Source organism: Nitrosococcus wardiae (genome assembly GCF_004421105.1).
Classification (GTDB): domain Bacteria; phylum Pseudomonadota; class Gammaproteobacteria; order Nitrosococcales; family Nitrosococcaceae; genus Nitrosococcus; species Nitrosococcus wardiae.
Map to the genome: position 1 here is coordinate 82,485 of NZ_CP038033.1, position 26,482 is coordinate 108,966.

The 26,482-nt window shown below is 53.7% G+C and carries 22 protein-coding genes; 2 read left to right on the forward strand and 20 right to left on the reverse strand.

What is annotated here, in order from left to right:
• Nucleotides 1-7: 7 nt before the first annotated feature.
• From E3U44_RS00440 to E3U44_RS19770, 4 genes are all read right to left on the reverse strand, one after another.
• Nucleotides 8-1,162, reverse strand: coding sequence for a V-type ATPase subunit (locus E3U44_RS00440; protein WP_134356154.1), 1,155 nt, complete (start codon nt 1,160-1,162; stop codon nt 8-10).
• 3 nt (nt 1,163-1,165) lie between these two features.
• Nucleotides 1,166-1,498 (reverse strand): ATPase, encoded by a 333-nt coding sequence (locus tag E3U44_RS00445; RefSeq protein WP_134356155.1) that lies wholly within the window; start codon nt 1,496-1,498, stop codon nt 1,166-1,168.
• A gap of 38 nt (nt 1,499-1,536) precedes the next feature.
• Nucleotides 1,537-2,199, reverse strand: coding sequence for a dienelactone hydrolase family protein (locus E3U44_RS19765; RefSeq protein ID WP_240761847.1), 663 nt, complete (start codon nt 2,197-2,199; stop codon nt 1,537-1,539).
• A gap of 81 nt (nt 2,200-2,280) precedes the next feature.
• Nucleotides 2,281-2,940 (reverse strand): phosphoribosyltransferase, encoded by a 660-nt coding sequence (locus tag E3U44_RS19770; protein ID WP_134356157.1) that lies wholly within the window; start codon nt 2,938-2,940, stop codon nt 2,281-2,283.
• A 570-nt stretch (nt 2,941-3,510) separates the two neighbouring features.
• Here E3U44_RS19770 and E3U44_RS00460 point away from each other — a divergent pair.
• Nucleotides 3,511-5,580 carry an NAD(+) synthase gene (locus E3U44_RS00460; RefSeq protein WP_134356158.1) on the forward strand — a complete coding sequence of 690 codons (2,070 nt, stop codon included), beginning with the start codon at nt 3,511-3,513 and terminating at the stop codon, nt 5,578-5,580.
• A 27-nt stretch (nt 5,581-5,607) separates the two neighbouring features.
• On the opposite strand, the gene E3U44_RS00465 is transcribed toward E3U44_RS00460, so the two are convergent.
• The 6 genes from E3U44_RS00465 to bioB all read right to left on the reverse strand — a co-directional run bounded on the left by E3U44_RS00465 (nt 5,608) and on the right by bioB (nt 11,387).
• Complete coding sequence (locus E3U44_RS00465; RefSeq protein ID WP_240761674.1) at nt 5,608-6,255, reverse strand: MlaC/ttg2D family ABC transporter substrate-binding protein; 648 nt, start codon at nt 6,253-6,255, stop codon at nt 5,608-5,610.
• A gap of 460 nt (nt 6,256-6,715) precedes the next feature.
• Nucleotides 6,716-7,453, reverse strand: a complete 738-nt coding sequence (gene bioD, locus E3U44_RS00470) for a dethiobiotin synthase (protein WP_134359605.1) — start codon at nt 7,451-7,453, stop codon at nt 6,716-6,718.
• Nucleotides 7,454-7,466: 13 nt separating this feature from the next.
• Nucleotides 7,467-8,396 carry a malonyl-ACP O-methyltransferase BioC gene (gene bioC / locus E3U44_RS00475; RefSeq protein WP_134356159.1) on the reverse strand — a complete coding sequence of 310 codons (930 nt, stop codon included), beginning with the start codon at nt 8,394-8,396 and terminating at the stop codon, nt 7,467-7,469.
• 23 nt (nt 8,397-8,419) lie between these two features.
• A complete protein-coding gene (gene bioH / locus E3U44_RS00480; RefSeq protein ID WP_134356160.1) occupies nt 8,420-9,187 on the reverse strand; it encodes a pimeloyl-ACP methyl ester esterase BioH in 768 nt (255 codons plus the stop codon).
• Nucleotides 9,184-10,341, reverse strand: coding sequence for an 8-amino-7-oxononanoate synthase (gene bioF, locus E3U44_RS00485; RefSeq protein WP_134356161.1), 1,158 nt, complete (start codon nt 10,339-10,341; stop codon nt 9,184-9,186). The genes bioH and bioF overlap by 4 nt, the downstream gene beginning before the upstream one ends.
• Before the next feature lie 8 nt (nt 10,342-10,349).
• A complete protein-coding gene (bioB, locus tag E3U44_RS00490) occupies nt 10,350-11,387 on the reverse strand; it encodes a biotin synthase BioB (protein WP_134356162.1) in 1,038 nt (345 codons plus the stop codon).
• Nucleotides 11,388-11,438: 51 nt separating this feature from the next.
• Here bioB and E3U44_RS00495 point away from each other — a divergent pair, with 51 nt between their 5' ends.
• Nucleotides 11,439-12,152: a ComF family protein gene (locus tag E3U44_RS00495; protein WP_134356163.1), complete on the forward strand. Its 714-nt coding sequence runs from the start codon at nt 11,439-11,441 to the stop codon at nt 12,150-12,152.
• On the opposite strand, the gene E3U44_RS00500 is transcribed toward E3U44_RS00495, so the two are convergent.
• The 10 genes from E3U44_RS00500 to E3U44_RS00545 form a co-directional block, all read right to left on the reverse strand.
• Nucleotides 12,149-12,997: a thermonuclease family protein gene (locus tag E3U44_RS00500; protein ID WP_166804975.1), complete on the reverse strand. Its 849-nt coding sequence runs from the start codon at nt 12,995-12,997 to the stop codon at nt 12,149-12,151. The genes E3U44_RS00495 and E3U44_RS00500 overlap by 4 nt on opposite strands.
• Nucleotides 12,998-13,153: 156 nt before the next feature.
• On the reverse strand, nt 13,154-14,014 hold the full coding sequence (ubiA, locus tag E3U44_RS00505) for a 4-hydroxybenzoate octaprenyltransferase (protein ID WP_134356164.1): 861 nt from the start codon (nt 14,012-14,014) through the stop codon (nt 13,154-13,156).
• A gap of 46 nt (nt 14,015-14,060) precedes the next feature.
• On the reverse strand, nt 14,061-16,199 hold the full coding sequence (gene recG / locus E3U44_RS00510) for an ATP-dependent DNA helicase RecG (protein ID WP_134356165.1): 2,139 nt from the start codon (nt 16,197-16,199) through the stop codon (nt 14,061-14,063).
• Nucleotides 16,174-16,560, reverse strand: a complete 387-nt coding sequence (locus E3U44_RS00515; RefSeq protein ID WP_134356166.1) for a RidA family protein — start codon at nt 16,558-16,560, stop codon at nt 16,174-16,176. The genes recG and E3U44_RS00515 overlap by 26 nt, the downstream gene beginning before the upstream one ends.
• A gap of 36 nt (nt 16,561-16,596) precedes the next feature.
• A complete protein-coding gene (gene spoT / locus E3U44_RS00520) occupies nt 16,597-18,750 on the reverse strand; it encodes a bifunctional GTP diphosphokinase/guanosine-3',5'-bis pyrophosphate 3'-pyrophosphohydrolase (RefSeq protein ID WP_134356167.1) in 2,154 nt (717 codons plus the stop codon).
• Between the two features lie 44 nt (nt 18,751-18,794).
• Complete coding sequence (rpoZ, locus tag E3U44_RS00525; protein ID WP_134356168.1) at nt 18,795-19,055, reverse strand: DNA-directed RNA polymerase subunit omega; 261 nt, start codon at nt 19,053-19,055, stop codon at nt 18,795-18,797.
• An 80-nt stretch (nt 19,056-19,135) separates the two neighbouring features.
• Nucleotides 19,136-19,747 (reverse strand): guanylate kinase, encoded by a 612-nt coding sequence (gmk, locus tag E3U44_RS00530; RefSeq protein ID WP_134359607.1) that lies wholly within the window; start codon nt 19,745-19,747, stop codon nt 19,136-19,138.
• 103 nt (nt 19,748-19,850) lie between these two features.
• The gene (locus E3U44_RS00535) at nt 19,851-22,883 is read right to left on the reverse strand and encodes a type I restriction endonuclease subunit R (RefSeq protein ID WP_134359608.1); all 3,033 of its coding nucleotides are present in this window, start codon (nt 22,881-22,883) and stop codon (nt 19,851-19,853) included.
• 3 nt (nt 22,884-22,886) lie between these two features.
• Nucleotides 22,887-24,845, reverse strand: a complete 1,959-nt coding sequence (locus E3U44_RS00540) for a DUF262 domain-containing protein (RefSeq protein ID WP_134356169.1) — start codon at nt 24,843-24,845, stop codon at nt 22,887-22,889.
• On the reverse strand, nt 24,838-26,259 hold the full coding sequence (locus E3U44_RS00545; RefSeq protein ID WP_134356170.1) for a DUF262 domain-containing protein: 1,422 nt from the start codon (nt 26,257-26,259) through the stop codon (nt 24,838-24,840). The genes E3U44_RS00540 and E3U44_RS00545 overlap by 8 nt, the downstream gene beginning before the upstream one ends.
• Nucleotides 26,260-26,482: the final 223 nt, after the last annotated feature.

The following is a 26,482-nucleotide window of genomic DNA, read 5'->3' on the forward strand; positions in this document are numbered from 1 at the left end:
TCCCAGGCTACCGAGCCATGCCACCAGCAAGGGACTGAAAAGTCTTTCCCTCTCTGAAGCTAGCACTGTCATCAGTAAGCCACACGGCCTGACGGATGAGGTGAGGCGCAAGCTGCAAGGTGCGGCCTTTGATGACCCCATAAAGATGTAATAACTCTTTTTCCCGAAGAAACAGATAGGCTAATGCCCGACCCAGATTGAAACGAGTGCGTTTCAGAATAAATCGGGCGACTCCCAGTAAGTGTTTTCCCAGCCTGTCCTCCACCTCGGAAGCTGAAATGGCTCCTGCAACCAAAGGTTCTAGGGGAGCCGGCACCCGGCGCAGCGCTTCTTCGAAATTTTCTGCACCCACCAGGGCCAGCAAATGTGAGCTGCTTAGATAATAGCCACCAGGACACAGCAGAAAATAAGTCAGAGGAGAGGCAAGGCGGTAAGCAAACCGGTAGCGCAATAGCCACACCAAGTTGATTTTGTCAATAAGATGGCCGACCAATGGCTGCAGGTAGTAGTGGTCTAGTTCCTCCTGGATAGCCTTCATCCGCTGATCCAACCCGGCATAGTATTCTCTATCGATAGTGGCCTCGATAAGAAACAGTTCCCGATCTTCCCCATGGTGGGGCAATTCATAGCGTTCTCCATAGACAGATCGGGCTTGGTGCGCAATACCAGCATAAGGCGTTCTCTCTAAACAACCCAGCATCTCTTGGGCATCCTCAGCATCCATAAGCGCGTTCAAGGGCAATGCTGTCATGGCACCGATATCTATAAAATCGGCTTGGATCGCCTCCTTAGAACGCCCGGTCAACTTCCCGCGGACCACAGCTTTCAGATTACCTATCTCAAAACGGCGTAGCCAATAGCTCACCAGTTCTTGGGCTTCACTGTCCAGGGGGCGAATAAGCCGCTGGGCTTCTACCAACAAGGTATCGACCAACCCCTGCTCTAAAGAGCGGTCCTCCATCTCCTCCAGGGAAATCGTTTCTAATCCAGCGGCACGTAGCAAAACCGTGGCATCTGTGACCGATTGCTCCACCAACTCTTGCAGTTGTCCTGCTGACAGGAGACGCCCGGAGAGGGCCGAGACTAAGGTATTTAAATAAGCGTAGCGGGCAACAGTGGCTATCGACGGGCTCTTAGGGGCAGTTAAGAGAGAGCGGTACATACCCTAAGGATAAGCAGCAGGATCGAGCAGGCTGGCTAGAACTATCTCGCTAGCTTCGCCCTTGCGCTCCTTGGCCAACGCCTCAAGCTGCCTTTCTCGCTCCTCATAGCGCCGGGTCAATTCACTAATGGTTTGCTCTGCCCGCTTTTCGGCCCTGGTCACAAAAGATTGCTGAATTTCTGGGATACGGCTGGCAAAGCGCTCTTCCGCCCGACGGGCTTCAGCAAGCGCTTGCTGGATTATCTTATCCCGCTCCTGGCTGGCTTGATCCACTAATGCCTGGGCGCGCACCTCTGCTTCCAGGAGGCGCTTCAAGGTCTCTTTTGCCCCGTCCATCAACTCTCCTTCAATTTTTATGTAAGCTCCTATCTCGCCTAGGATAAAGAGGGTGAAAGATGCCGTTGGAACCACTCACCAGCTAGCCGCGCCACCTCCTCTAACTTACCAAGCTCTTCAAAGAGATGGGTAGCCCCAGGAACAATTTCTATACAATACTCTGCCTGTAGCGGTTGGGTAGCCTGCAACGATTGAATGGCTTCCTGATTTAATTTCACTACTGGCGCATCATCACCGCCCACGATAAGCAAGGTTGGAGCAGTTACCCGAGGCAATGCCTCTCCAGCCAGATCAGGCCGCCCCCCACGGGAAACCACCGTCTTTATCAACGTCGGTCGCTCCGCGGCTGCCATTAATGCCGCCGCCGCCCCCGTACTGGCGCCAAACAAGCCAATCCGAAGGTTCTGTAACTCCGGCTGTTGCTTGACCCAATCCAGAGTGCTAATGAGCCGCTCAGCCAATAAGTCGATGTTAAAACGTAAACGCCCAGTTTGCTGGTCAACCTCTTGCTCCTCGGGGGTTAGGAGGTCAAACAACAACGTAGCCAACCCGGCCCCATTAAGGGTTTCCGCCACTAAGCGGTTACGGGGACTCAAACGGCTACTCCCACTGCCATGGGCGAAAATAACAAGCCCCGAAGCTCCCCCTTTAGGGATAGCCAGATCCCCCTCCAAGGAAATTTCGCCTGCTTGTATTTGCATAGGACGGGCTTGAACTGAGGTTGGATTTCCCATGGGCACCTCCCAATTAATTACAAATTACCATACACACTAGGAACTCAATCACTCCTGCTTCCTCTGCTGCCAAGCACGGGTGAGCAGATCACGTACTTCCTCATCGCTGGTCTGGGAAAAATCCTCATACCATTTGCCAATAGCAAGAAAAGGCTCGGGAGTAGCAAGACAGATAACTTCATCAGCTTCAGCTCGGAGGTTTTCCACCGTATCGGCTGGTGCCACCGGCACGCCGATCACAATTCGCCCCGGTTGCCGTTGCCGTAAGGCCAATACCGCTGCCCGCATGGTGGCTCCCGTAGCCAAACCATCATCAATCAAAATAACGCAGCGATTGCGAACCTCAGGTATCGGCCGATGGCCTCGATAGGCTTGCTCCCGACGCTCAAGCTCCTTTTTCTCCCGACTTGCCACCCCATCGATAGCACTGTCCGAAATCCTTAAACTTTCCGCAAGATCCTGATTTAAATACGTTATTCCACCGCTTGCTATGGCGCCCATGGCCAATTCTTCCTGACCGGGCACCCCTAACTTGCGCACGAGCATCAGATCTAGAGGCGCGGCTAGTACCTGCGCAACCTCAAAAGCCACCGGCAATCCGCCACGAGGCAATGCGAGGATGAGAACATCGGTACGCCCTGCATAGGGCTTAAGGGCATCCGCCAATAATCGTCCTGCTTCGACCCGATTTTTAAAAGGTAATTGCATAGTGGCACCCTCACTCTTTAAGTATCTTAGTGAAAGTTTTGAAGTACTCCTGGAGCGAGCCGGTAGTGTGGAGCCAAGGGACAGGGAAGTCTCCCCAAACCCTTTTTTCAGGGAGGAAAAACGGGTTTGGGGAACACCACCGGCTCGCTCCTAAAACACCTCATATTTTATTCATAGGTACTTAACATCCTTGAATACCGCTTAGTGCTAATACAAATAGCCTTTAATTTAGTCACCTTCAATTTAAAGTATAGAAGCTCCCAGCAGGTAGAATGGAAATCATCGCTACCCTAGGGAAGGAATCACCGTTGATGCCAAGGCGGGTAAACCTTGGCAACCACTGCCAGCCCCTATGGCACGACTGGGGGGCCGGCTGGCGGCGTTATTCCTCCTGGAGGGGGGACCAGGACATCGTCACGCCCTTGCCATCCCGCCCACTAGCCACACACAATGGGGCACATCCTACTGCCGTTTCTAGGATAATAAGCTTATTCCTAGGGTTACTTATGGGCAGAGGCGTGGCACAATGGTCCTGCGCTTCGCTCAAATTGCCGGCATATTCAATAAGACATGAGCAGAAAAAACACCTTTTTTAACCTTTATTACCACAATTTTATTCGCGCTGCGGTGGCAGTTCCTAAGTTGCAGGTTGCTGATCCCGCATTTAATGCCAAAGAGACGCAAACTTTGCTGCAGCAAGCCGCCGAGCATAAATGCCTGCTGAGCCTCTTTCCAGAACTAGGACTTTCCGCCTACTCCTGTGATGATCTTTTCCAGCAACAAGTGTTATTGGATGAATGCCAGCAAGCTCTCGGTCAAATACTCAAACACTCCCAAAAACTCCCTATCATTGGTATCGTGGGCCTGCCGCTGCAAGTCGATAACTTACTTTTCAACTGTGCCGCAGTGTTTTACCAAGGCCGTCTCTTAGGCGTAGTGCCCAAAACCTATTTACCTAATTACCGGGAATTCAACGAGTTACGTCAGTTTACCCCCGCTGACTATGCCCTACGGGAGAGCATCCACCTTTGTGGCCAAAAGGATGTGCCCTTCGGTAACCGCCTCCTGTTTCAGGTTGAAGAACAACCCCTCTTCACCTTCTATATCGAAATCTGCGAAGATTTATGGTCTCCCATTCCACCTTCTTCCTATGCAGCCCTGGCCGGAGCAACCGTGCTTATCAACCTTTCCGCTTCTAACGTTACTGTGGGAAAAGCCGATTACCGCCGCCTCTTAGTCAATAGTCAATCTAGCCGCTGCCTAGCCGCTTACCTCTACACCGCTGCGGGGATTGGCGAATCCACCACAGACTTGGCCTGGGATGGCCATGGGATGATCTATGAGAACGGGACCTGTCTAACCGAAACTCAACGCTTCCGCTATAGTTCCCAACTGGTCATGGGCGATATCGACTTGGACCGCCTGCAACAGGATCGAATGCGCCAAAACAGCTTTGGCCAAACTCGTTACCGCCATAAAGACGGGCTGGCAACCTTCCGGACCATCCGCTTCTCGGCGCCCCTTCCTGGTCAGGAAAAAATCTTGCTCCAACGATTCTATGAACGCTTTCCCTATGTTCCCAGCGACCCTGTGGGCCGTGATCAGCGCTGCCAAGAGGTTTATGAAATCCAAGTACAGGGATTGGTCAAGCGGCTTCAAGCGACTGGCTTGGATAAGGTGATCATCGGCATTTCCGGAGGACTTGATTCTACCCAGGCCCTGCTCGTCTGCGCCCACGCCATGGATGTGATGAAGCTACCTCGTACTCAGGTGCTGGCCTATACCATGCCCGGGTTTGCCACCAGCAAACAAACTTTGCAACAAGCGCGACGGCTTATGGCCGCCATCGGCTGCCAGGCCCATGAAATCGACATTCGCCCGAGTTGCATACAAATGTTGAAGGATATCGGCCATCCTTATGCCCAGGGCGAGCCCGTCTATGATGTGGCTTTTGAGAATGTGCAGGCCGGGGAACGAACCAGCCATCTATTCCGGCTCGCTAATCTTCATGGGGCACTCGTGGTAGGCACGGGTGATGCAAGTGAATTAGCATTGGGCTGGTGCACCTATGGAGTTGGGGATCACATGGCCCATTACCACGTCAATGCCAGCGTACCTAAGACACTTATTCAATATATAGTGGGCTGGCTCGCCAAAAGCCAACAACTAGGAACAGAGACGAGTAGCATCCTGGAAGAAATACAGGAAACCGAGATAAGTCCGGAACTTATCCCCCACGAGAACAATGAACAGCCTATCCAGTGCTCCGAGGATGTCATTGGGCCTTATCAACTCCAGGATTTTCATCTTTATTACACCTTGCGCTTCGGTTATACGCCTCCCAAAATCGCCTTCCTTGCCTGGTCTGCTTGGCACGACCGGACTCGCGGCACCTGGCCTGATATTCCAAAGGCCCAACGCAATCAATACGAGCTTACCGAGATTAAGCGCTGGCTGGGGGTCTTTCTGGAGCGGTTCTTCAAGTTCAGCCAATTCAAACGCAGTTGTCTGCCCAATGGACCCAAGGTCGGCTCCGGGGGAGCTTTATCACCCCGGGGCGATTACCGCGCCCCCAGCGACAGTGAGGCCCGTGCCTGGCTCGCCCAACTTGAGCAAATCCCTAACAATATTGCTGATTAGGGACTCTTCAAAAGGCTCGCGGCCTTCTTATTTCATGGCATGCTGGTTGCGTGATGTCAACTTATCAATTAAGCCCTGAATCCCGCCAACCCGGATTTCACGGTAAAAGGTGGCCCGATAGTTGGTCACCAAGCTGACTCCTTCTACCTGCACATCCTCCACCTTCCAATTTTTTTCCTGGTTAAGGTAAAGGTTTAAAGCGATATTGATGGGAGGACCCCCATTTTCGCTCTCCACCTGCACCTTGACGCTGACCCGGGTAGCCTCCGGGGGAAGGTTCACCGGTAGCACTTTGATCCGTTCTTTGAGGAAGCTTCGGATATCCTCCGTACTATACTTGTGTAGGGCCGTGACATAGGTTCGCACCAGCAATTGGCGAAACTGGGTTACAAAATCGAGCTGTTGCTCTTTTGTTGCCTGACGCCAGTGCTTGCCTAACACCCGGCGTGACATTCGCCCAAAGTCAAAATGCGGCACAATGAGTTCATTGGCAAGGTGGTAAAAATATTCTGGGTTATCCGCAGGGCTCACTTGCTGATCCTTTAATGCTGCAAGAACCCGTTGCGAAGTCTCCAACACAATGTCTCGTGGCGAAAGAAGGGCCGCCTGGGCTGCCATCCCTAATGGCATGAGGGCCCACACCATGATCCCTAGAGCCAAAAACCGTTTAGCCATCCGCTGATGACCCCTTTCTCTTCTCTGCTCTAAAAAGTATTGCATGAAACCTTTTATATTCATCACTTACACCTTAACCATCGTCCACAACCAGACAGTCTATAACGACTTACCACTAGGAAACGTTAAAGTTGTTTAGGGTAAGTAGGAAGTATAGATATTTAAGTAATGTCAGAAATTACCGAAATGGCCATCATAAAAATAAAAAAAAAGGGCGCCAAAACTAAAAAGGCACCCTGATCTAGGAGACTTAGAGGACAAATACGAGCTATCAAAACTGCTGTTAAAATTATAGCAGGATTCATGCCATTTATCAGGGAAATGGTGAAAATCCACTGGAAGGTTTTTTGTAACCCAATAACCCTCTGTTCTATGAGGGGATTTTAACTTAAAGTTTCTAGAAGCTCTCATTCCCCTTAAGGCTTATGGCCATGGCCCGTTAAAGATATGACGTGGCAAATCACCCATTTTTGTTGCTTTGCCCCAACAGGGCCTTATCTGCACTCCCTTGGGCCGCAACAAGGCATTGCTCTAGGTCAAAAAAAGAAGCCACCCTCTCAGGTGCCGGTCTTGAAAGATAGGGCACCGTTCCCAACAGAGGAGCCGGCAAGCGTTCACGCAGGGTTTCTATATTCTCCTCTTCCCAGGCAAACTTAGTGGCCTCAATCCTATTGGCAATCCACCCCCCAAAAGGCAAACCCGTTCGGCTGATGGCCTCGGCGGTTAGTAAGGCGTGGTTAAGACATCCAAGGCGTAAACCCACCACCAACACCACCGGCAAATCGAGCAAAACAGCCATATCAGCCATGGTGTGTTTGCTATTGATAGGCACCGCCCAGCCGCCTATCCCTTCCACCACCACCTTATCCGCAAGGGTGGACAGGGAATCAAAAGCGGCTTTTATGACGGTGGGCTGAATCTCAATACCCGCCGTTGCCGCTGCAATATGAGGGGCAATAGGCGGCGCTAGAGGGTAAGGATTCACCTGCTGGTAATCCAGAGAAAAGCTGGCACATTGACTAAGCAATAAGGCATCTTCATTGCGCAGCCCTGCTGCTGTCCGCTGGCAACCACTGGCGACCGGCTTCATGGCCGCCACACGGTAACCTGCCCGCTGCAAGCAGACCATTAAACCCAAACTGCAGCAGGTCTTACCTACCTCCGTATCCGTGCCGGTAACGAACAGTCCTGTCCCCATGGCGGAAAAACCTTCAGGACCGGTTTCCAATAGATTTGGAACGGCCTTTGAGGGCATGGAGGGGAATTTGTACGGCACCGTCCGCAGTGCGTTGCTGCAAGGCTTGTTGTACGCCCCAGGCATGGCCATAGACTACCTCGAAACTTGCCGGCAAGCGCCCTCCCTCACGAAAGGCCTCGTAACCTTGCACCATCTTTTGCTGCCTATTCTTACCCATCAATCCCGCTTGTCGTCCTGACCCCACCGTTTGCGCCCCTAACAGTTTAAGGTCGCGCATCAACCCATAGACGTCGGGATAGGTGAAAGTGTAACGTTCGACATCCATCACCGGCTCCGCAAGACCTGCCCGGACTAACCCATCGCCGATGTCATGCATATCCATAAAAGGATTCACATGCCGGTAAGCATCGGCGTGGGACCATGCTGTCCGCAATTCTTTCAAGGTATCGGGCCCTAAGGTGGTGAAGGTGAGCAATCCTCCGGGCTTTAAAATTCGCCGAAATTCGGTGAATACAGAGTCCAGCGCCGAGCACCATTGCAAGGTCAAGTTGGAGAAAATCAGATCCACACTTTGATTGGCGAAGGGCAAACATTCCGTATCGCCACAGACAAAATGGCAATGGCGGCGAGGCCACACCGCTTCCAATACCCGCTCTAGCACTCTGCCTTTCACCCGCCGCCGGGCTTCATGGAGCATCTCTGATGCCAAATCCAATGCGATAACTTGCGCCTTCCCATAGCGGCGTAGAAGGTCTCCTGTCTGAAGCCCTGTCCCCGCCCCCACGTCCACCACTACGGCAGGGGATAGCTTGACTAACTCTAAACGCTCCAGTAGCTGCTCCCCCACCAGGCGTTGTAATAGCGCCACCTGGTCATAGTGGGCGGCAGCCCGGTTAAAGGCTTTGCTCACCTGTCGCTTATCAATACCGTATTCCAGATTCAAGAATTCACTTCCCCCAGCAAAGTCTAGATTTCCAAAAAAGGCCGAACAATGTCCCAAAAAGCTTGGTGATGGGAAAGGAATGGAGCATGCCCCGCCCCCGGAATAATACTCACTTGAGCCTGGGGCAAATGAGCAGACAGCCAATCGCCGACTTTGGCCGGGACCAAAGTGTCACGTTGCCCCAGCACTACCAAAGTTGGACAACAAACCGTCGCTAAGTTTACCCGGAGATCGCTGTCTTTAAGCAAAGCCAAACCAGCCGCTAACCCCTCCCTGCCTGAGCGATGAGCAGGAGTGAGTTGCGCCAAAAGGGCCTGAGCAACTGCTTTTGCTTGTTCAGCACCTCGAGTCTGTAACCCAACAAAGCGCTTCAGGGTTCCCGCTAAATCAGCCTGCAGCGCCTCCGCAAAAGCCATTAATACCTCCGGAGCAACGGCCCAAGGCCAATCAGGTGCGGTCACAAACCGGGGAGTGCTGGCCACCAACACCAGCTTTTTCACTTGCAGGGGATAGCTGAGGGCCACTTGCAAAGCCACTAAACCGCCAAGAGACCACCCCATCCAAAAGGCCTGGGGTGGCGCCACCTTCATTACCGCTTCTGCCACGGCAGCTAACTCCCTCCCTGGGGGCAGGGGATCGCTCCGACCATGGCCGGGCAAATCCACCAGAGTCACCCGGAAGTGGGCCGCCAAGCGTTCGGCAAGGGGGGACCACACTTCATTGTGAAACCCCCACCCATGGAGCAATACCAGATCAGGGCCTGCGCCCTGCTGCTCTACATACAGCCTCATAAGGCCTCGGCCAAGGCCTCAAGTAGACGCTCCACCTGGGTCTCAGAATGGGCGGCAGTCAAGGTGATTCGCAGCCGTGCGCTTCCTGCCGGCACCGTAGGCGGACGAATGGCGGTAATCAACATCCCTCGCGCGAGCAGGCTTTCACTCAACTTAAGCGCTGCCGCTGAGTCCCCCACTAAAAGGGGTTGGATAGGGGTCTGGGAATCCATCAATTGAAGTCCCAACTGGGCTGCACCTTGGCGGAATTGGGCAATCAAATGGGCTAATTTCTCCCGGCGCCAGGATTCGGCTTCGGCTAACCGAAGGCTGGCCAAGGTAGCCGCCGCCACTGCCGGGGGCGGGGCAGTGGTATAGATATAGGTCCGGGCCTGCTGGATCAAGGTTTCAATAAGGGTTTCCTCACCGGCGACGAAAGCCCCGAAGGTGCCCAAAGCCTTGCCCAAAGTCCCCACTAAGACGGGCACCTGAGCCATTCCCAATTCCCAATGGGCCAAACTCCCGCGCCCTCCTTCACCCAAGACCCCTAGGCCGTGGGCATCATCCACCAGCAGCCAAGCATCGAAACGGCGAGCGACTGTGGCCAATTCCGGCAAGGGGGCCAGATCCCCATCCATGCTAAAGACACCATCGGTCACCACCAGCTTGCGCCGGGCTTCACGGGCGGCCAAAGCAGCCTCCAGGGCCTGACAATCCCGGTGCCGATACCGTTTAAAACGGGCCCCCGCAAGCAACCCCCCATCCAGCAGAGAAGCATGGTTAAGACGGTCCTCAAAAACCGCATCCTGGTGCCCCAGCAAAGCGCTAATGACGCCAAGATTGGCCAAATACCCGCTAGAAAACAACAACGCCCGGGGCCGTCCCACAAACTCCGCCAAGGCTTCCTCTAATTGATGATGGGCACGGCTATGGCCCGTCACCAGGTGAGCAGCCCCGCTACCAACGCCGTATTCCTGGACTCCCTGCATAAAGGCAACTCGAATCTTAGGGTGATTGGCCAGGCCCAAATAGTCGTTACTGCAAAAGGTCCAAACCCGGCGGCCATCCACTTGGCTCTCCGGCCCCTGAGGACCTTCCAGTACCCGCCGATAGCGGTAAAGAGATTGGGCCTGACGCTGCTCCAGATCCAGCGCCAGGGCAGCCTTTAAATCCATCCTCCGTTTCAGACAGAGGCAGAGGGCATGTTGTCTGCATTGGAGACGGTAGCGGGGGTCTGCTCCTCGGAGGGCAGACACTTAAGCCCCAAGCGCGCGAACAATTGCTGATCATGATCCGTGGTTGGATTGGGGGTAGTGAGCAATTTTTCACCATAGAAAATGGAATTCGCCCCGGCGAGAAAACATAAGGCCTGCAATTCATCGCTCATTGCTTCTCTGCCCGCCGAGAGACGCACAAAGGAACCGGGCATCAGCAGCCGAGCGCAAGCCACGGTACGCACAAACTCAAAAGGGTCTAGCGCAGGGGCTCCTGCCAAGGGGGTTCCCTCAACCTGAACCAACATATTGATAGGGACACTCTCCGGATGGCGTGGCAAGTTAGCTAGGTTAGTTAGCAAACCAGCCCGATGGTCACGGTCCTCACCCATCCCCACAATACCGCCACTACAAACATGAATGCCCGCTTCCCGCACCCGGGCCAAGGTATCCAGTCGATCCTGGTAAGTGCGAGTGGAAATGATTTCTCCGTAAAATTCTGGCGAAGTGTCCAAGTTGTGGTTGTAATAGTCCAATCCAGCGGCCTTGAGCCGTTCCGCTTGACCGGGGCCTAACATACCCAGGGTCACGCAGGTCTCCAGCCCCAGTGCCTTCACCGCTGCAATCATCTCGGCCACAGGTGCCAACTCACGGTCTTTGAGGCTACGCCAAGCCGCCCCCATGCAGAAGCGACTCGCCCCCCGAGCTTTGGCATTCCGCGCTGTCGCCAAGACCTCATCCAGAGGTAACAGGGGTTCGGCTTTCACCGGAGTACTGTAGCGGGCACTTTGGGGACAATAGGCACAATCCTCGGGACATCCCCCCGTTTTAATGCTTAGCAGAGTGCTTACCTGGACTTGATTAGGATCAAAATGCTGGCGGTGGACCGTCTGGGCCTGATGGATAAGATCCACAAACGGCTGTGCCAACAATGCCCTCACCTCTTCTGCGGACCAATCATGGCGCAGGCCATCACATATTTCAGTTGAAGGAAGAAAACAGGTCATAATTACTCATTATACTCATCAAGCTGCTACCGGATTCTTTATGGAGAAGCCATGACTGTCAACCGAGCCCCAACCTGGCTGGAAGCTTTTTGGAGAAGGTTATACCCTCCATTATGCGCTTTATGCGGAGCACCGGGTGCCGCTGGACTAGACCTTTGTGTCCGCTGCCAGGCTGATTTACCGCTTCTCGGCAGCGCCTGCTTGTGCTGTGCGCGCCCCCTCTCCATTCCCGGAATTTGCGGCACCTGTCAACACCAAGCGCCTCCTCAAGACCGGACCCTCAGCGCTTTCGGTTATGCGCCCCCCCTCGATCATTTAATCCTGCAGCTAAAATTCCATGGCAAATTACATCTCGCCCAGCTGCTAGGCACATTGACCGCCGAGCACCTGGAACAGCGGGCTCATTCCCTGCCAGAGTGTATCATTCCCGTCCCCTTACACCCTACCCGATTGCGGGAACGGGGTTTCAACCAGGCATTGGAACTGGCGCAACCCATTGCCGCCCGGTTGCAAATCCCTATCCACTATCAGGGGATCTACCGGCAACGGAACACGACTAGCCAGTCAGAATTGCCCCGTCAGGAACGCAAACGCAATATGCGCGGTGCCTTTGCCCTTCAGGGTCCTCTAACCGCCCGCCATGTGGCGATTATGGATGATGTCTTCACTACCGGGCATACCGTAGGGGAAATGACCAAAGTCTTGCGCCGGGCCGGCGTACAAATAATTGAAGTTTGGACCTGTGCCCGAGCCCTGCCCTTTTAAAGCGGTTTGAGCCCACTGGGGTGGCGAACCAGAATCGAATAATTGCTCCGGCGACGGGAAACCCACCCCCGAACCTCAATCTGCTTTCCCAAATAACGCTCAAGCTTCCCAAAAAGGCCCAATTGCTCTTGGGGAATACGCACCGCCACCTGCGGGCCAAAGGTTAGGCGCACATATTTGCGTCCCGGACGAATCGCCACGGGAACCCCTTGATAGCGCTGCCAACCCCGCCGATAGTTGCCCGCGGGGATCTCCAGGATCGGCTGGGGCGCATAGTCTGGCATCTTCCAAAGCCCTCGTTTAGCCATTTCGGCACCCTCCTGGGCTTGTACCAATGAATCATCATACTTGAGATTGGGAGGAATAAGGCTAACCACCGCCAATCCTTCCTCTACCAGACGGAGGTTTAGGTGCTCCCCCTCCACCGTAAAAACATGGGCTAGGAGTCGATCATAGTGATCCCGCCGCTCTTTATCGAATTGGAGCTGTACCTTGTGGCCTTCAATGTGTTGCCGCAACCAATCCCGCGCCGAACTAGCCCCCGCCTCCTCTGGCCGATAACGACCCTCGATCTCGGGAGCATTAATCCCTAATAGCCGGACTCGCAACCCTTCCTTGAGAAGGAGGGTATCGCCATCATATACCCGCTGGACGTAGTAATAAGGGGTTTGGAGCTTGAGTTTTATCTCCTGGGCACCCGGCTGGGGACGGTCGCTATAGTGGGTATGGCCTTCCCCATCGACCCAACGAAACACGGTCGCTGCTGAGGGGGCAACAAGGAGAAAAGCCAACCACAGCAGCAATAAGAGCCTTCCAGTCACGGCAAAACGCCCAAATACTCTCATTTTTAAGGATCTCAGTGAAAGTTTTGAAGTATTCCTGGAGCGAGCCGGTGGCGTTCCGCAAACCCGTTTTTCCTCCCTAAAAAAAGGTTGGATGCGCGCCCTTCCTGGCTCGCTCCTAAAACACCTCATATCTTACTTCAAGGGTCAGACAACCATCTACGCCGCCAAGTAATGGAGGGCAATCCCCACGAATATGGTGGCCCCAAAGGCGTTATTATTGAGGAAGGCTCGAAAGCATTGCGCCGGCTCCCGATCCCGGATCAAATATTGCTGATAGCCAGCGAACCCTGCCGCCACTAACAGCCCTAGGTAATAATACCCGCTTAACCCTTCCCAATATCCCACCCAGAATAGGATCAGCAACAACATCCCTTGCAGGATGGCTGTAATCAAGCGATCTTCGTTGCCAAACAAGACGGCCGTGGATTTGACGCCGATGAGCAAATCATCTTCTCGATCCACCATGGCATAGAAAGTATCATACACCGTCGCCCAGAGCACCGTAGCCACAAATAGCAGCCATGCTACCGCAGACACCGTTCCCGTCTGGGCGGCAAAAGCCATGGGCACGGCCCAGCCAAAAGCAGCGCCCAGGTAAATCTGGGGCCAATGGGTATAACGCTTCATGAAAGGATAGGTGGCAGCCAGAAAGGCGCCGGCAAAAGAGAGCCCGATGGTCAGAGGATTAAGTAACAACACTAACCCAAAAGCCACTAGACATAACCCAACAAATAGGATCAGCGCCTCTCGAGGATGGACTCGGCCCGTGGCCAAGGGACGATTGAGGGTGCGTTTGACATGGGGATCGAAATCACGATCAGCAAAATCATTGATCACACATCCCGCAGAGCGCATGATCACGACGCCCAGGACAAACACCCCCAATACCTTAGTATCAGGCTGACCGGCGCTGGCAATCCATAGGGCCCAGAGGGTTGGCCATAACAATAAAAAGATACCCACTGGACGATCCAACCGCATCAATTTAGCGTATATTGCAAGTCGTTGTCTTGTCATAGAAAATAATTAAAGAAACAAGGGATACTAGCCCTAAACTGCTCGTTTACACTTCCCCATAATGGCTCTCTTCCCCTAGCCAGCGGCGAATTAAAGCTTCCGCTTGGGCAGGATATTGCCGTTGGAAGCGATCTGCCACTTGCCCTACCCGCACTAACAGATCCTGGTCCCGCAGGAGATCAGCGACCCGATACTGGGGAAGGCCCGTTTGGCGAGTCCCCAACACCTCACCCGGACCTCGAAGCTCAAGGTCACGGCGTGCGATCTCAAAGCCATCATTCGTGGCCCGCAAACACGCCAGCCGGGCCCGACTCAACTCGGACAATGGCCCATGGTACAACAATACGCAATAACTATCCGCCGCACCGCGACCGACCCGTCCCCGCAATTGATGCAACTGGGAGAGCCCTAAACGTTCGGCATTTTCAATAATCATCAGACTAGCATTGGGGACATCAACGCCCACCTCAATAACTGTGGTGGCGACCAAAAGGTGAATAGCTCCGGACTTGAAAGCGGCCATGGTACTTTCCTTGTCCTGGGGCTTCATCCGGCCGTGGATAAGTCCGATGCGCAATTCAGGCAATACTTCGGCCAGCTCCGCTGCGGTTTTTTCTGCTGCCTGAGCCTGCAAGCTATCGGATTCTTCAATCAGCGTACACACCCAATAGGCCTGCCTCCCTGCTTGACAGGCCCGGTGTACTTTGGCCACCACCTCTGTTCGGCGGCGATGGGAGACGGCTGCTGTGGCGACTGGGATACGTCCAGGAGGCAACTGGTCAATCACCGAAGTGTCCAGATCGGCATAGGCCGTCATGGCTAAAGTCCGCGGGATGGGCGTAGCGGTCATAATCAATTGATGGGGGCAACAGTTGCCATGACGGCCTTTTTCCCGGAGTGCTAGTCGCTGCTCAACGCCAAAACGGTGTTGCTCATCGACCACCACTAACCCCAAATGATAAAAGTTAACTCCTTCCTGAAACAGCGCATGGGTTCCCACTGCCACCTGCGCCTCCCCGCTTCTGAGCCGTTCCAAACTTTCCCGCCGTCCCTTTGCAGTCCCTTTAGCGGCTAGCCATTCCACACTAATCCCAAAAGGGGAAAACCAGTATTGTAAAACCCGTAGATGCTGTTCTGCCAACAGCTCGGTAGGCGCCATCAACGCCGCTTGGTGACCGGCCTCAACCGCCTGCAAAATCGCCAAGGCGGCCACCACCGTCTTGCCGGAACCTACGTCCCCCTGAAGGAGGCGCTGCATAGGCGAGTCCCGGGCCATATCCTCTAGGATTTCTTGGACGACTCGCTCCTGAGCCGCCGTCAACGGAAAGGAGAGCGCCGCCAAAAAACGCTTTTGCAATTGCCCTTCACTGGCTAACGACGGTGCCTGCAGTTGGGTGGCCCGTAAACGCAATTGCCGTAGGCTCAAATGGTGCGCCAGCAATTCTTCAAAGGCTAGGCGCTGCTGGATAGGATGCTTCCCCTCAGCCAGCACACCTAAGGGGGCATCCGGTGGCGGTTGGTGAAGATAGACAATCGCTTGGCTTAAAGTCGGTAAACCGCTCTCTTCTAGGAACGTCGGCGGCAAGTGATCAATGATTCCCTCCTCACCAAGCTCCTTGAGCACCCCTTGGATCAGGTCCCTGAGGAAGGATTGACGCAACCCTTCAGTGGTGGGGTAAATGGGGGTAAGGTGGGCCTCAATTGCTTCCGCTTCCTCCCCCAGGAGACGACGATAGTCAGGGTGGACCATTTCCAGGCTCCGGGCTCCCTGCCGTACTTCACCAAAGCAACGTAATCGGATTGCTGGCGTCAAGGAATTTTGCTGCCAGGTTGAGAAATGGAAAAAGCGTAGGAAAATCTCCCCAGTGCCATCACTGACAGCGCAAACCAGAGAACGACGACGACCCTGGCGGATCTCGCTCAACTGAATTTCGCCCTCAATCAAGGCTTCCCTACCTATTTGCAGGGTCCCTATGGGCACTAATTGAGTTCGATCCTGATAGCGCTGGGGGAGGTGAAAGAGCAAGTCTTGGACCTTGCAGAGGCCCAATCTTGCAAGCCGCCTAGCCAAGTTGGGCCCTACGCCCTTGAGCGCAGTGACTGGAGTGCTCAAGGTAATAGGTTTTGGGTCACCCTCCTCCTGAGTAAAAGAGGGTTTCTCAGTCGCCAAGATGGACAATGGCATCCATTTCCACCGCAGCCCCCCGAGGGAGAGCCGCCACCCCAATAACCGCGCGGGCAGGATAAGGAGGCTGAAAATAATCGGTCATGGTGGCATTGACAAGGGGGAAATGGGTCAAATCGGTAAGATAAATATTTAGCTTTACTACCTGGGCTAGGCTGCCCCCCGCTGCCTCAGCGACCACCTTGAGGTTCTCAAAAACTTGTCGAATTTGAGCCTCCATCTCCCCTTCCACCAACACCATGGTCTTGGGTTCAAGGGGTATTTGTCCAGAAAGGTAGACCACATCCCCTACTTTTACAGCCTGGGAATAGGTGCCAATGGCAAGGGGGGCATTATCGGTTTGGATCACTTCGCGGGGCATGGTGGCTCCTTCAAGTGTTCAAGTGTTATTGCTTATTTAATGCTTGCTGCGAACAATGCGCAGCACCATATCGAGAGCTCGGATACGCCGCATTAGGCGCGCCAGTTGATAACGACTCCGGACTTCGAGGGTAAACAGGATGCTACAGATAGCACCGTCCCGATCATTGACACTGACATTATCAATGTTGGTATCCGTATCAGAGATGGCAGCAGCCACGGTGGCCAGCACCCCACGGCGATTTTCCACATCCACCCGAACCTCCACTGGAAATTCGGCCTGCACCTCATCGGCCCATTCCACCTCTGTCCAGCGCTCGGGACGCCGCCGGAATTCTGCCAGATTTTTACATCGCTCAGTATGAATGACGACACCCCGCCCTGCAGTGACAAAACCACGGATAGGATCACCGGGAATCGGACGGCAACATTTGGCAAAAGTCACCACCATTCCCTCAGTACCCTTAATCTTCAATGGCCGGTAAGTAGGATCGGCTCCTGATTTTTTTTCCCCCTCTTTTTCTTCCAGAGCCGGCACTAAACGCCGGGCAACGAGTAAAGCAGGGCGATTGCCAAGTCCGATCGCTTCCAAGAGTTGGTCAACGCTTTCTAATTCAAATTCCTTGAGGAGAAATTGGAGACGATCCGGGGGAATATCATCCAAGGTCAAGGAATAACTCAGAAGGTGTTTATTCAGCAAGCGCCGCCCTAACTGGATCGACTCTTCCCGTTTTAGGTTTTTAAGATAATGCCGGATATTCGCTCGCGCTTTGCCTGTCACCACAAAGTTGAGCCAGGAAGGGTTGGGTCGGGCCGTAGGAGCAGTAATGATTTCTACGTTTTGCCCATTCTCTAGGGGAGTAGATAAAGGGGCCAGACGCCGGTCAATCTTGGCTGCCACACAGTGATTGCCCACATCTGTGTGCACGGCATAGGCAAAATCCACCGCCGTCGCTCCCCGAGCTAAAATCATAATCTTGCCCTTGGGGGTAAAAACATACACTTCATCCGGGAACAGATCGACTTTGACATTTTCCAGAAATTCCAGGGAATCGCCGGCATCTTGCTGTATCTCCAGCAAGCCTTTGAGCCACTCCCGGGCTCGCCGTTGAGCACTCCCGCTGACTCGCCCGCTCCCGGATTTATATAACCAATGAGCCGCAATCCCGGCCTCCGCCACTCGGTCCATATCATGAGTCCGGATCTGGACTTCAATCGGCACTCCATAGGGACCAAACAAAACAGTATGTAGGGACTGATAGCCATTGGCCTTGGGAATAGCGATATAGTCCTTAAATTTACCAGGAACAGGCTTGTAAAGGTTGTGAACTATTCCCAATGCACGGTAACAAGTATCCGCCGAATCCACCACGATCCGAAAGGCATAAAGATCCATCACCTCGGAGAGGGAGCGGTGTTTGTCCTGCATCTTGACATAAAGGCTATAAAGGCTCTTCTCCCGTCCTTCAACAATGCCTTCGAGTCCCTCTTGCGCGAGCCGCTGGGCAATACTATCCTGAATACCCCTGACGATTTCTTTGCGGTTACCCCGAGCCCGCTTGACAGCGGCTTCCAAAACCCGATGGCGAAGGGGATAGAGGGCTTGAAATCCTAAACCTTGCAACTCCGTACGGATGCTATTCATGCCTAGGCGATTCGCAATAGGCGCATAGATCTCCAAGGTTTCGTGAGCGATACGCCGCTGTTTTTCCCGGGCGACATAGCGTAAAGTGCGCATATTGTGCAGGCGATCCGCCAGTTTGAGCAAAATGACGCGGATATCCCGGGTCATAGCCAGCAACATCTTACGTAGATTTTCCGCTTGGGCATGTTCCCGGGAGGTCACATTAATCTGGGCGAGCTTGCTCACACCATCCACCAGCTCCGCGACCTCCTCACTAAAATATTGAGATAGCTCGGCCTTGGAAACACCCGTATCTTCTAAGACGTCATGGAGCAAGGCGGCCATAATGCACTGATGATCCATGTGCATTTCCGCCATAATGGCCGCTACCGCCAGGGGATGAGTAATGTAGGGTTCACCAGAGCGACGTTTCTGTTCTCCATGAGCAGCAGCAGCAAAATGGTAAGCGCGCCGAATATCGCTTTGAAACTCCGGCTCAAGATAGCTTGCTACGGCCACGCAGAGGCTATCAATACCCCCCGGCAAAACCTCCCCATCGTGGGGCATAAACCCCCTGAGAGAGGACTTAATAGCGGTTTGGGGTTGAGTATTCAGGATTCCTCCCGAACTTCACCTTCACTGACCACCGATTCTTCAGCATGCTCACGGCCACTCACCGAATCCATCACGCCAACGTTAATTTTACCCTCTGCAATCTCACGCAGGGCCATTACGGTGGGCTTATCATTGTCCCAAGCCAAGGTAGGCTCCGCACCCAGGGCTAATTGCCGGGCTCGCTTCGCTGCAGCCAGGACTAATAGGAAACGATTATTAATATTCCCAATACAATCTTCAACCGTCAAGCGTGCCATAATCTCGCCTCTATCCTCTGTTACTGTAAATTAAGACCAAACAAAAAGCGGTTTTACTCCCAGAATATCATGCCCAATGGTTACCCTAATAATTCATTTAGCAAGGGCGTTAACTGCTCCTCTTGCCGGAGACGCAACAAACGCCGACCTCGAATAATGGCCATCAGATCTTCGAGTGCCGTCTCAAACACATCATTGACCACTAGATAGTCAAATTCATTATAGTGAGAAATCTCTGTCCGGGCGGCCCGCATCCGTCGAGCAATCACGGTTTCCCCATCTTGTCCCCGCAGGCGCAGTCGATGCTCTAGAGTCTCCCGGGAAGGGGGGAGAATAAAGATGCTGACACAATCGGGAAAGCATGCTTGTACTTGGCGTCTCCCCTGCCAATCGATCTCCAGGATAACATCCATACCCTGCTCAAGAAGCCCGGTCACCTTCTCCCAAGCCGTACCATAACGGTGATCAAACACCTGGGCATGCTCCAAAAAGGCACCCGCCTGCTGCATGGTCTCAAAGGTGGCGTCATCAATGAAATAATAATCCACCCCATCCCGCTCCCCTGGGCGGGGCGGACGGGTCGTATGGGAGACTGAAAGGCAAACGCCCGCCATAGAATCCACCAGCGCTTTGACCAGGCTGGTTTTCCCAGCGCCGGAAGGGGCCGCAACAACGAATAGGCTACCAGGCATCATTAATTATTTTTAGCGGAATACTGAAAACCCACATTATCTTAATTATCTTATTCTTTTTTATTTTCTACCATCCCGCATCCGAACACCGAGTGTCGACCTTCTACCCCAGCAAATGCCTTAGGCTCTGTTGCAGAGATGATTTGAACGCCGGATCGCTGGCCAACAAGCGGTACAAATCCAGATCCATTTTCCGGCGCTCGAGCATGACTTCCTCGAAGATCTTCTCGAAGGCCAAGGTGCGGTTGTCCGCGTCCTGATTGTGCTTGTATTTGGCTTCAAAGTCCGGGTGGGCCTGGATGCTCTTGATGATACTGAGGAACTTCACCCGCTGTTCTTCCGGCGTGGCTTCCCACCCATGAAACCAGCGTTCGTTAAAGCTTTGGATAATCTCATCAAGCGGATCCTGTTCTTCGCTACCTCCGTGAACGCCCCGAGGATTGGGATTGGTGGGGTCAACTTCCGTCTCGGACTCATCCAGCCCAATGGCCTGATTCAGCTTGACCCGTTCCAGGCCATAGGAAGACAGATCGACGGAGTCCAGCAGGACATTGATTTCATCGGCATCCTTGCTTTTAACCACCAGCTTGGGAATCAGGAACTTCAGAAACCAGAACAGCTTCTCCCAGGCGACCACTTCATAGGGCATGATGGACGCCATCTGGCCATAAATCTTCACGAATTGCTTGGCCTTGATTTTGAAGTCCGCCTTGTCCTCGTCCTCCAGGCCCAATTCCTGGTTGAAACGCGCCGCGGCGGTATCCATCAGGGGGCTCAATTGCTGGGCATCGGCGTTGTCAAAGTACAAGCCGACAAACGCTTCCACCTCGTGCCATTCGTAGACCCCCACCTCCCCCAAGGCATCCTTGAGTTCGTGCAGCACATTGACATCCGTTGCCTGTGACAGGCTGGTGGCGGTGTAGAAGGGATCAAAGGCGGCCTTGATGTCCTCCACCGTGTTGAAGAAATCCAGCACGAACAGGTCTTCCGTCTTCTTACTCCACTGGGGAGCCGCCCGGTTGAGGCGGGACAGGGCCTGCACGGCCAGGACCCCTTGCAGTTTTTTATCCACATACATGGCGGTCAGCTTGGGCTGATCGAAGCCGGTGAGGTACTTGTTGGCCACCACCAGCAGGCGGTACTCGTCCTTATCGAACCTCTCCCGGGTGTCCGCTTCAGGAAAGCCATTCATCTCGGCCTCGGTGTATTCAATGCCGTCTACTTCTTTAGCGCCGGAGAAAGCCACCAGCGCCTTGAAAGGGCTGCCCCGGTCCCGAAGGATGCGCCCAATCGCCTGGTGATAGCGGATGGCGGTTTCGATATTCTGGGTAACCACCATACCCTTGGCCCTGCCCCTAAGCTTTTTGGCATTCACCACCTGGGGGATAAAGTGCTCCAAAATGATCTCGGCCTTGGCGTTGATGGTCTGGGGATTGCGCTCCACATAGGCCCGCAGCTTCTTCTGGGCCTTGGCGGTATCGAACAGGGGATTGTCCTCGATGGATTTTTGGATCTCGTAATAGCTTTGGTAGGTGGTGTAGTTGGCCAGCACATCGAGAATAAAGCCCTCCTCGATGGCCTGCTTCATGGAGTAGAGATGAAACGGCTTGAAGCTGCCGTCGGGCTGTTTTTGGCCGAATTTCTCCAGGGTACTGTTCTTGGGGGTGGCGGTAAACGCAAAGTAGGAGGCATTGCCCCGCATCTTGCGCGAGCGCATGGCGTTCAGAATCTTGTCCTGAGGGTCGCTCTGATCGTCTTCGTCATCGGCATCCCTGCCCATGGCCTGATTCATCTTGCCGTGGGCACTGCCATCCTGGGAGCCGTGGGCCTCATCAATGATGACGGCGAAGCGCTTGTCGCTCATGTCCTCGATGCCATCAATGATAAACGGGAATTTCTGGAGGGTGGTGATAATGATCTTCTTGCCCTGCTCCAGGGCCTGTTTAAGGTCCGAGGAGCGGAGGGCCGGGGCGATGATGTTCTTCACCTCCGAGAACGCGCGGATGTTCTCCCGCAACTGCTTGTCCAGCAAGCGCCGGTCGGTGACCACAATCACCGAATCGAACAGGGGCGCGTCCAATCCCTTGGCTCCCCGGACATCGACGGACAGCGGGTAGGTCTCGATTAGTTGGTAGGCAGCCCAGGTGATGGAGTGGGATTTCCCGGAACCGGCGGAATGCTGGATCAGGTAAGTCTGCCCCACCCCCTGTTCGCTGGCGTGGGCCACCAACTTGCGGACTACATCCAACTGGTGATAGCGGGGAAAAAACAGGGTGCGCTTGGCCAGGGAGGTTTTGCTGCTGCCGTCGAGGCGCACAAAATGCTGGATGATGTTGGCGATGCTCTCCTTGCTGAACACCTCCTGCCACAGATAGGCGCTTTTATGGCCGCCGGGATTGGGCGGATTGCCGGCGCCGAAGTGATGCCCCTTATTGAAGGGCAAAAAGAAAGTGCTTTTCCCGGCCAGCTTGGTGGTCATATACACTTCGTCAGTATCCACCGCCATATGCACCAGACAGCGCCCGAATTGCAGCAAGGGCTGGGTGATGTCCCGCTCCAAGCGATATTGCCTCTGGCCGTGGTAGCAGGCGGTTTGGCCCGTCCAGGGGTTTTTCAGCTCCAGGGTGGCGAAGGGCAGGCCGTTGATGAACAACACCAGGTCGATTTCTTCCAGCGTACGGGTCAGGGAATAGCGCACCTGACGGGTGCTGCTGAAGAGGTTGGCGTTAAAATTCTCTTTGACCTTATCCGAGCTGCTGGCCAGGGGCGGAGGGTACAGCAGGTGGAAATGGGCGTCATCAATGCTCAGGCCCCGTTTGAGCAGGTGCAGCAGCCCGTGCTTTTTCACCAGCCGATCGAATCGCTCCAGGATCTTGCTCCGCCAGTCAGGGTGGTGCTTTTTGAGCTTGTCCAGTTCCTCAGCCTGGGCGCTCTCCAGAAACTGCCAGAAGAATCGGGTATCCACCCCATAGCGGGCATTGAAATCCGCAGCCTGCCCCAACTTGTAACCCTGGTTCGGGCTGAAGGGCACTTCCCTTATCCCCTCCCTGATGGCCTTTTGTTCTTCCAGACAGGTGCCGGTCAGATATTTCTCGATGGCAGCCTCTAGGGCCTGTTCATTGGTTTGGCTGACCACCAATTACCCTTCACCTATAGAGCGATAATGTGAGCTGAGCAACTCAATCATTTCATCTTCGTGCCGTTTGATAAGTTCCGACAACCATTCATCATCCCCTTTTAACTCAAATATTCGCTTGAGCTTAAGTGAGTCATAGACCCCTTTACTTTCAAAGTCGGCCTTTTTGACGTTAACCGGCTTGTTGCTGTAAGACGAGTTCTGTCCCGGATTCAGCAAGACAAGATTACCAAAGCCATCCAGATAGTTTCTCTCCATCTGTTTGCCATACTTTTCATTTTGGGGATGAACATGCTCGATCGAGTTTCGAGAGGCGATGTGGTATTTGCGCATCTTTTCATCAGCGCTTTTATCCGCATGTTTCCACAGCAGGTATTCTAGCTTCTGAAACCAATAGTGCTCATAACCTGTTCCCTTTGGCTTTCGAAGGCATTTACATATGCCATTTATTGATTGTAATTCGGGCAGTTCACCAGCCAAAAGCATGAAACTGGCCTCTTTTTGGGTGGTGTCAGCCAGGGTTCGGGATAATGGGTTATCAATGCTTTCAAGGGTATCAAGTACCTCGGATTCGGTTGTGGGAACATCGTTGAGCAATCGTCCCAGGAAAGGCGTCAACCAATACTGTGCGCTACGCTCGCCCGTGAAGTAACGTACACTCTGTAGTTGCACCAGCGCTGAAGGCTGCTCTTTCTGACGACGATTTAAATATCCTTTCCCATCGTTGCTAGGATAAACCTCGGTCAGATGAAGTTGCTCTTTCTCTTCGTCGTCTCGCTCAATCCATTTCATCACCCAGCGGTCGAATTGATAACGCACCTGCCAGAGACACTCAATGAATGCCTTTACCTCTTCCTCGCCGGCCTGCTTTAGTTCCTTGAAACTTTCTATCAGGCGGTCGCTGTGCAGACGCACCTCGATATCCGGTTTACCGGAAAAATTTCGGTAGATGCGGTAAGCGTGCATCAACAGCAGCGGAAAACCGATGATCGAACGGCAATACACAGTCTCCTCATCCAACTCCGGTTTGTCATTGCCGTTGCCGCCACTATTTTGCCCTGACGGTTCGTGTATTTGTTCTGCCAGCTTACTGATGGAAAGCACTCCCCGGTTATCATCCCCCTCCGGAGAATATTCCGCAGGGAGCTGGAAGCGCCCAGGATCGTACTGTTTCAAATCATCGGGCTGAATGTTCGCCCAATCGGTTCCCTTGAACAGCTGCCGGACATTACGCTCGAAGTAATTTTCCATGTGCTCGCAAGCCTGCCAGATCGCCTCATAGCGTGGTTTGTCGGTCTTAACCTGCTTGAGCAGCAGCGATTTGAGGATGTCGGACTGTTCCAGCTGTATGCCCCGAGTATTCATGGTGGCAAACAGGCGGTTGAGATCCATGCCACCCGGCATGATGTTATTGACCCATTGCACTTTGTTGTCAATGTAGTCTGCTATCTTTTCCCCATGCTGGCGGCTGTCCAGTTGGTCTAGTCGCTGCTGCAGTGCCTTTAATGCGCCATGCAGGCGGGTCAGATAGGGATTATGCTCCACCGCTTCATTGCCGGGGGATGGGTAATCTTCCAGCTTGGCCCAATGACCAAGCAACGTCTGAACCTGATGGCGTATGGAAAAGGTCAGCCTCGGCTTTTTATCGTGGATCGCCAACTGCGTCAGTGGGATTTCTTTTTTCCGGGATCGAAATGCTATGGCCATCAACATCAGTGTCGTCATGCGCTGCTGGCCATCAATGAGCTCGTAGCTGCCCTCCTGGAGTCGCGCGGTCAATACGGTGCCGATGTAATAATTCGGCTCGCCGGTTTTCTGGGCCTGCGCAATGTCGTCGAACAGTTTGAGCACATCCTCATCAGGCCACACATAGGGCCGCTGATAGCTGGGAATCACGAAAGCGATGTTGCCTTTTCGGATATCAGCCGGCGTCTGCACCTGGCTCAGCACGCGATCATGCATTTGAAACCTCCTGCCCCTTGCACCGACGTTTAATCGCTTTCTGAAGGGCTAAATCATAGTCTTTAGCCAATTGCTCCTCGGACAGATCCAATCCAAGATAAGCTTTTACCGCCAGCACGAAACGTTTTTTTACTCCGTTATCCTGTGGCTCCAAATTCTCGGGACTCACCTTAACCTCGAACCGACGCAAGCGAGCCATGCATTGCTCCTGGGTATAGTTCATCAAAATCCAGTCGAACACCGGATTATCGCGCACGAAAGCGGCAACGGAACTTTCGCGCACTGCCTTTTGATTGCTGACCCGGGGGGAATAGACCACACGAAATAGCCTTAAGGCGGCCTCAAAGAATCGTTCCAGCCCGAAGTGACTGGCATAAAGCAGCAGCGTGCTGTCATATAGCTTCTTGAGATAGCTGCAACCGTCCAACGTCTCGATAAGGTTGCGGTAGAAATCGTGAAATGTCCCAAGGTTAGGCTCGGTTCGGTCGGTGAGAAGCCGTTGTCGAAGTCGCTCGAAGTATTCTAGGTAATGAATGGTATTGATGCCCGCGTTAAGCGGCTGCCGCATGGCATAACCGGTGGCATGGGATGTCTGTAATACTTTCCCAGCTTCGGTGCGGGTCACTGAGGTGCACTGGTAAGCAACGTCGGTGATCTCTTCGCCGGTTCGCTCGGCCAGTTCGGCCACCACCACTTCACGCACCTGTTGGGGCTGCCGGTGCGAAGGCAAGGGATTGAAGTCTAGTGCATTCCAGCACCGGGCTTTTAGCACGATGTCCACCAGCGGATTGAGGTCCCCCAATGCCTCCCACATCCGGGCGTAATCGTCCTGGCGGTTGCGCGGCGTGGCCCGCAGGTGATGGGCTTTGATGATATCCGGACCGCTCAGGCGTACCCCGCCGGTATTCTGGGTTTCGAAAAAGCGGTAGGCATCATCTTCACTGCGAGTGACCACCAGGGTGATGTTGATGCGCGTCAGATCGATGGCATGATAAACGGCCTGATGCTCCTCCTGACGCAACAACCTCAGATTCTCCCGGATCTGCTGCTGGCTGAGGGGAGAGTCATACTCCAAATCGGGATAACTGCCCAGCTTTTTAATACATGCCAACAGCGCCATGGTAGTCAGCCGCTGCTGGCCATCAATAATATTTAGCCTATGGCCACGCTCCTGTTGATGCAAAATGATGCTGCCCAGATAGAACAGATGATTTTGTTTTCTAGCTTTGTCATCTTCCTTGAAATAACAACACAAATCCTTCCGCAACCGATACACCTGCTCTTTACCCCAGCGGTAAGGCCGCTGGTATTCCGGCAGGTGCAGTTGGCCTTCTATCATGGAATCATCGCTGGCTTTTATGGGACGACCGGCAAACAACTCGGCAAGCGTACAGCTGGCGACAACAACCGTCATGCCACCACCTTGACGTTACCGGTACTGACATGACTGGCGTGAAAGACAGGCCTTAGTGGCTGTTCACAGACTTGGCTGACCATGGTTAACCCTTTTTGTTTATGGTTTTTTGTGTTGGCCTGACAGGGCCTGGAATCAACAATCCATCAAGAAAATTCCCAGTCCTACCAGTTTATTTCAGGAGCATGCCTACCATGCCTACGATCAAATGAGAACATGGTTC